Source organism: Pseudomonas sp. SMSB3, assembly GCF_052041965.1.
Taxonomy (GTDB): Bacteria; Pseudomonadota; Gammaproteobacteria; order Pseudomonadales; family Pseudomonadaceae; genus Aquipseudomonas.
Genome location: NZ_JBKGGV010000029.1, coordinates 1 through 7,021 on the forward strand (window position 1 = coordinate 1; position 7,021 = coordinate 7,021).

Sequence of the window (7,021 nt, forward strand, 5' to 3'; positions counted from 1 at the left end):
CACGGGCGGCGCTCGCCCCCTACCCCATGGCCCTCCCCAACGCCGCCCCCAACCGCTCATGCACCTCGAGCACCTCCGGCAGCACCGAAGCCATGCGCAACAGGTCATGGGTAAGCCCCGGCAACTCGATCAGCTCAACCGCCACGCCGGCCTCGCGCAAGCGCTCGACATAGGCCCGACCTTCGTCAAGCAGAGGATCGAGCCCGGCCAGGGCGACGATGGCAGGCGCGACCCCGTGCAGATCCTCGGCCAGCAACGGCGAAAAACGCCAGTCATGGCGGTCCTGCGGGGTGCGCGCATAATGATCGTAGAACCACTCCAGGGTGTCGCTTTCCAGCAGATAGCCTTCGCCGAACAGGGTCCGCGACACACTCTGCCGGCTGGCGTCGGTGACCGGATAGCACAGCAGTTGAGCGCTGGGCACCAGCGGCGCTCGCTCACCCAGCCGCGCAGCCTGGATGGCCAGCACCGTGGCCAAGGTCGCCCCTGCGCTGTCGCCACCGAAAGCGACGCGGGTGCTGTCCAGGCCCAACGCTTGCGCTTCGGTGGCCAGCCACGCCAGGCAATCCTCACCGTCTTGCAGGGCAACCGGAAAACGGTGCTCCGGCGCAAGCCGGTAGCCCACCGCCAACACCGCGCAGCCCGATCGGGCGCACAGCTCACGGCAGACGCCGTCGTGGCTGTCGAGGCTGCCAACGACGAAACCGCCGCCGTGGAAGTACACCAGCACCGGCAACGGTCCGCCAGCCTCAGGCCGCCGGTACAGGCGCAGCGGTATGGCCGCGCCATCCCGCGCCGGCGCGTGCAGGCTTTGGCAGACCAACCCTGCGGGCGCTGGCCAACGCAGCTGCTCGGTGGACTGCTGAAAAACACGCCGGGCTTGCTCAGGGCTCAGGCGGTGAAGCGGCGCGTTGCCAGCATTGGCTTCGGCGAGGTCGAGAAAAGCTTCAAGTTCAGGATGCAGCATGATGTTCCCCAAGCAGAGGCAGGCCCGTGCAGGCCCGCCCCTCGTAGTGAAAGACGAAAAGACTCAGGCGAGCCGCTCCAGGCAATGCTCGATCAACAACTCCAGCTCAGCACGGTAGTCGTCCATCAGCCCTTGCACGGTCTCGGGACGGTAGCGGCGTGTGCTGTAGACACAACGCAGCGCCAGGCAGCCGTCATAGACCTGACCGATGATCTCCAGCCAGTTGCCCAGCCGTGCCACCGGGCTGTAGCAATCGCCGGTGCCTTCGGCAGCCGGCACCAGCAGCGCCTGCTCGTCGAAGCTCTGGTCGAATTGCCCCAGGTAGTTGAAGGTGATCCGCGCCTGGGGCAGCCGCGCCAGGCGCTCGCCCAGCGCAGGCGGCCCGAGGTAGCGCAGTACGCCATAACCTATGCCCTTGTCCGGCACCGCTTGCAGTTGGCCCTGGATGGCCAGGATCGAGCTGCCGATGTCCTGCTCCGGCTGCAGGCGTACCGGGAACATGCTGGTGAACCAACCCAGGGTGCGCGACAGGTCGAGGTTTTCGAACAGGTCTTCGCGGCCATGGCCTTCCAGTTGCACCAATACCGAATCCTGCTCGCTCCAACGGCACAGCACCCGGCCCAGGGCGGTCAGCAACAAGTCGTTGATCTGCGTGCCATAGGCGGCCGGCGCTTCCTTCAGCAGGCGGCTGGTCGGGCTGCTGTCGAGCACCACCCGAGCCACTGCCTGCTCGCTTACCTGGTTGCGGCCACGCGGGTTGTCGCAGGGCAAATCCTGCCCCGGACGCTCCAGTTGCTGCAGCCACCAGGCGCTTTGCTCGGCCGCGATCCGCTCGGCATCCGCTGCCAGACGCTCGACCCAGGCCCGGTAGCTGCTACTGCGCAGCGGCAGGGTGGGCTGCTGGCCCTGGCTACAGGCTTCATAAGCGCTGCGCAGGTCCTCGAGCAGCACCCGCCACGACACCGCATCCACCACCAAATGGTGAATCACCAGCAGCAGACGTGCCTCTCCATCGGCCATGGTCACGTGCATGGCCCGCCACATCGGGCCGTCGGCCAGGTTCAGGCTGCGTTGCGCCTGGTTGGCCAACTGCTCCAGCGCCTCGGCGTCGGCAGCAGCGCGGCGCCACAACTGCGGGGCCTCGGCGTCCTCGGGCAGGTAATGCTGCAGCCAGCGGCCGCTGTCACGGCTGAAACGCAAGCGCAGCGAGTCATGATGGCACTGGATCACCCCCAGCGCCTGTTCCAGCGCATCAAGGTCCAGCGCGCCACGTGCCTTGAGCATCAGCGCCTGGTTGAAGTGCTGCGGCTCGCGCATGTCCTCGGCGAACAGCCACTCCTGAATCGGCAGCAGGCGGAATGCGCCTTCTACCGCCACCAGGCTGCCGTCCTCGAGCGCATCACCGAGCGTTTCGACCGGTCGCTCGCAAATCCCAGCGATGGTCTGGTAGCGCAACAGGTCGCGCAGTTTCAGGTCAAGCGCCAGGCCAGGGTGGTTTTTCACCCTCGATACCACTTGCAGACTGAGAATCGAGTCACCGCCGAGCTCGAAGAAGTTGTCTTCGATGCCGACCTGCTCGACCTGCAGCACCTGGGCCCAGACCTGTGCCAGCAACTGCTCTTGCTCGTTGCGCGGCGCCACATAGGCGTGCTGCTGGACGTTCGGTTCCGGCAGCGCCTTGCGATCCAGCTTGCCGTTGGGCGTGACCGGGAACGCAGACAGCACCAGCACCTGCATGGGCACCATCCAGTCCGGCAGGCTGGCGCGCAAGGCCATCTTCAGGCTGTCCCCCGACAGGGCCGGGTCACCTACCACATACCCCACCAACTGCTTGCCCGAGGCGCCGTCTCGGGCGACCACCAGGGCATCCTCGACCGCCGGCTGACGGCGCAACGCCGCTTCGACTTCGCCCAGCTCGATACGAAAACCGCGGATCTTCACTTGCTGGTCGATACGCCCCAGGTAATCGAGGATGCCATCCTCGCGCAGGCGCACCAGGTCGCCAGTACGGTACAGGCGCGCGCCGGGGGCGCCGAACGGATCGGCGACGAAGCGTTCGGCACTCTGCCCAGGACGGTTCTGATAGCCTCGGGCGAGCCCCTCGCCGCCAATGTACAGTTCACCGGCAAAGCCCACCGGCAAGGGGTTGAGCTGCTCGTCCAGGACATGCAGGCTACGCTCGCCCACGGCACGGCCGATGGGCGCGTAGTCGGCGCCACAGCGGTCGTCGTCCGCTGCTTTCCACAACAACGGCGTGACCACCGTTTCGGTAGGGCCATAGCCATTGGTGAAGTGGCGCGGACGCAGCGCCGCCCTGACCTGCTCGAAGCTGCGCTCAGGTACCGCATCGCCGCCGAAGCAGTAAATGCGCACAGGCGGCGGTGGCATTGCGCTGCCTTCGACGAATTCGGCCATCTGCTTGAGGTAGGCCGGTGGGAAACAGGCGATGTCGATACGCTGCTCGTGCAGCGCCCGGCAGGTCTGCTCAGGGGTCCACAAGCTGCCATCGCGAATCACCAGCGTGCCACCGACCATCAGGGTGGTCAGCCAGCGTTCGTGGGCGCCGTCGAAGGCGAACGACATGAAGTGCAGCTCACGCACACCGGGCTGCATCTCGTACAACTCGGCGATTGCCTGGCAGTGCATGCTCAGCGGGCCTTGCGGTACCGCTACGCCTTTCGGCCGGCCGGTGGAGCCGGAGGTATAGACCAGGTAGGCCAGGTTGCCTGGCCGGGCCTGGGACAGCGGTGCGGTATCCGGCCATTGCTGCGGGTCTGCATCGTCGAGCAGCACCCGTTGCAGGGTCGCCGCCGCCGGCACCCGCGCCTGCAGTGCCTGCTCGGTAATCAGCAAGGCCATGCCCGAGTCCTCGACCATATAGGCCAGGCGTTCGGCCGGGTAGTCGATATCCAGCGGCACATACGCAGCGCCTGTCTTCATCACCGCCAGCAAGGCCACCACGGTTTGCACAGAGCGCTCCAGGGCGACGCCGACGATCACCTCGGGGCCGGCGCCCAGGGCTTGCAGGCGGTTGGCCAGGCGGTTGGCCGAGCGCTCCAGTTGCAGATAGTCCAGCTGCTGACCTGCGCATTGCACCGCCAGTGCCTGTGGGCGCTGCTCGGCATGGCGCGCGATCAGTTCGACCAACGGCTGCACCTGCCGGGCTTCGCCGGGCGCTGCACTCCAATCGCGCAGCGCTGCGCATTGCGCCTCTGGCAGGCGCTGCAGGTTGCCCAATGCGACATCCGGGCTGGCCAGCATGTGTTCGAGCAAATGTTCCATCATGGCGCGAATGCCCTGCACCGCCGGCTCGCTGAAGCTGCCGCGCAGGTACAGGTACTCGATCGACAGCTGCTCGCCCAGGTGCACCGCCAAGTCCATGGGGAAGTTGGTGACATCGTGGTTGGACGACTCACCGAAGCTCAGCCCGCCGGCAGCGCTGTCACCCAGGCGCTGGTCGATCGGGTAGTTCTCGAAGACGATGATGCTGTCGAACAACGGCTGCCCGCCCTGCCCCGACCAGCGCTGCACGTCGGCCAACGGCGCATGGGCGTGTTCACGCAGCTCCAGGTTGTCACGTTGCAAAGCCTGCAGCCAGTCCAGCAGTGGCTGCTCAGCGTCCATGCGGCCGATCACCGGCAGGGTGTTGATGAACAACCCGAGCATGCGCTCGGCCCCTACCAGGGCTTCCGGGCGCCCAGCGACGGTTGCGCCGAAGCACGGTGACGCCTGGCCGGTATAACGCTGCAGCAACAGCAGCCAGGCACCCTGCACCAGGGTGTTGGCGGTGATGCGCAGTTCGCGGCAGCGTTGCTGCAGGTGGGCGGTACGCTCGGCGTCCCAACGGGTATACAGGGCGTGGTGGCCCGGCTCATCGCTGGCATGGCGCGGGTGCACCGCCTGGCTCAGCGAGGTCGGCTCGTCCAGGCGCTGCAGGCGCTCTTGCCAGAAGCGCTCCAGCGCGCCCTGATCCTGGTGCTGCAGCCAGGCGATGAAGTCGCGGTAGCGGCCCACCTCAGCCGTGCTGCTGCCTTGGTGATACTGCTCCATCACCTCGCCGAACAGCTGCGAGCTGGACCAGCCGTCCATGAGGATGTGATGGCTGGTCCAGATCAGCTGATAGCGCTGCTGCGCCACACGGATCAGCAGCAGCCGTTGCAGTGGCGCGCGTGTCAGGTCGAAGCCCTGGGCGCACTGCGCCTCGGCACGCTCGGCCAGGCGCTGCGCAGTGACCGTCTCACTGCGCCAGTCGAGCACTTCGAAGTCCAGGCGAGCCCGGCGGTGCACCACCTGCACCGGGCGCGGCAGCCCTTGCCAGTGGAAGCTGGTGCGCAGGATGTCATGACGGGCCATGGTGCGTTGCCAGGCGGCGGCGAAACGCTGCGGATCAAGGCCCTCGACCGGCAGGCTGACCTGATTGACATACAGCGCCGAGCCACCGTCGGAAAGGGTGTGGAACAACATCCCCTCCTGCATCGGCGACAGGGCATACAGGTCTTCGATGTCGTCCACTGCCACCGGCAAGGCATCGAGCTGCGCCTGGTCGAGGCCGGCCAGCGGGAAGTCGGCCGGCGTCACGCCATGATTGGCCGGATGCCGGCAATGCTCGACCAGTGCCCGCAGCGCGTGTTCGAATGCGCGCGCCAACGCCTGTACCCGGCGGGTTTCAAAGGTGCAGGTGCTGAATGTCCAACTCAAGCTGAGCTCGCCCTGGTGCACCTGGCCATCGAGGTTCAGCCAGTTGCCCAGCGGGGCATCGTCATCGATCCCGCTGCCGGCCGACTCATCGGCCAGACGCCAGAGCGCATCGTCTGCCGAACCTGCATCGAACTGGCCGAGGTAGTTGAAGGTGATGCGCGGCTGCGGCAGCTCAGCCAGGGCTTGCCGGGCAGCCTGAGGACCGAGGTGACGCAGCACGCCGTAGCCGATGCCTTTGTTCGGCACGTTGCGCAACTGCTCCTTGATGCGCTTGATCGAGGTGCCGATGTCGTCAGCGGGTTGCAGACGCACCGGGTACACGCTGGTGAACCAGCCCACCGTGCGCGACAGATCGAGGCTGTCGAACAGTTCCTCACGGCCGTGTCCTTCCAGCTGCACCAGCGCCGAGGCCTCGCCGCTCCAGGCGCACAGGGCCTGCGCCAGGGCCGTGAGCAACAGGTCGTTGACCTGGGTGCGGTACGCCGCCGGCGCTTCCTGCAGCAAGGCGCGGGTCGTTGCCGGATCGAAGCGGCTGATCAGGGTGTGGGCATGGCGTTTGGCCTGGCTGCCCTCACGGTGGTCGGCCAGGATGCCCTCGCCGCCCTCGGCGAGCTGGGCTTGCCAGTAAGTCAGCTCGGCGGCCATTGCCGCTGACCCGGCATGGGCCAGCAACTGCTCGCCCCACGCCTTGTAGGCGCTGGTCTTGGCGGGCAGGCGCAGCGCTTGGCCGTTACGCAACTGGCGATAGGCGCTTTGCAGGTCGTCGAGCAGAATGCGCCAGGACACACCGTCGATGACCAGGTGGTGGGCGACCAGCAGCAAACGCTGGCTGCCGTCGCAACGCGTGGCCAGCAGCGCACGGCACAGCGGCCCGTGTTGCAGCGACAGGCTGCGCTGAGCCTCGGCAGCCGTCCGTTCAAGGTCATCGACTTGCACGCATTGCAACTGCACCGCCTGGTCGACGGCGGCGTGGTACTGCACCCAACCCTCGGCATCCTGGCGATAACGCAGGCGCAGGGCATCGTGGTGCAGGGTCACTTGTTGCAGCGCGGCGCGCAGCAACTCAGCCTCAAGGGCCTCGACAGGCGCCAACACCAAGGCCTGGTTCCAGTGATGGCGGGCTGGGATGGCAGTTTCAAAGAACAGCCGCTGGATCGGCAGCAACGGCGCCTCGCCGGTCACCGGCCCTTGTTCGACCTGGCTGGTTTCGCTGTAGCCGGCAACGCCGGCCAGGCGCTGCAAGGTCTGCTGCTCGAAGACGTCCTTGGGTGTGAAGCGCAGGCCCAGCTGGCGGGCACGGCTGACCAGCTGAATCGAGACGATGGAATCACCGCCCAGTTCGAAGAAGTTGTCGTG

Annotated in this window: 2 protein-coding genes; both read right to left on the reverse strand. The window is 66.8% G+C overall.

What is annotated here, in order from left to right:
• Positions 1 to 19: 19 nt before the first annotated feature.
• Positions 20 to 970, reverse strand: a complete 951-nt coding sequence (locus ACLEJW_RS23085) for an alpha/beta hydrolase (RefSeq protein ID WP_313460179.1) — start codon at positions 968 to 970, stop codon at positions 20 to 22.
• Between the two features lie 60 nt (positions 971 to 1,030).
• Positions 1,031 to 7,021 (reverse strand): amino acid adenylation domain-containing protein (locus tag ACLEJW_RS23090; protein ID WP_440778312.1); only part of this gene is annotated, 5,991 nt, incomplete at its 5' end.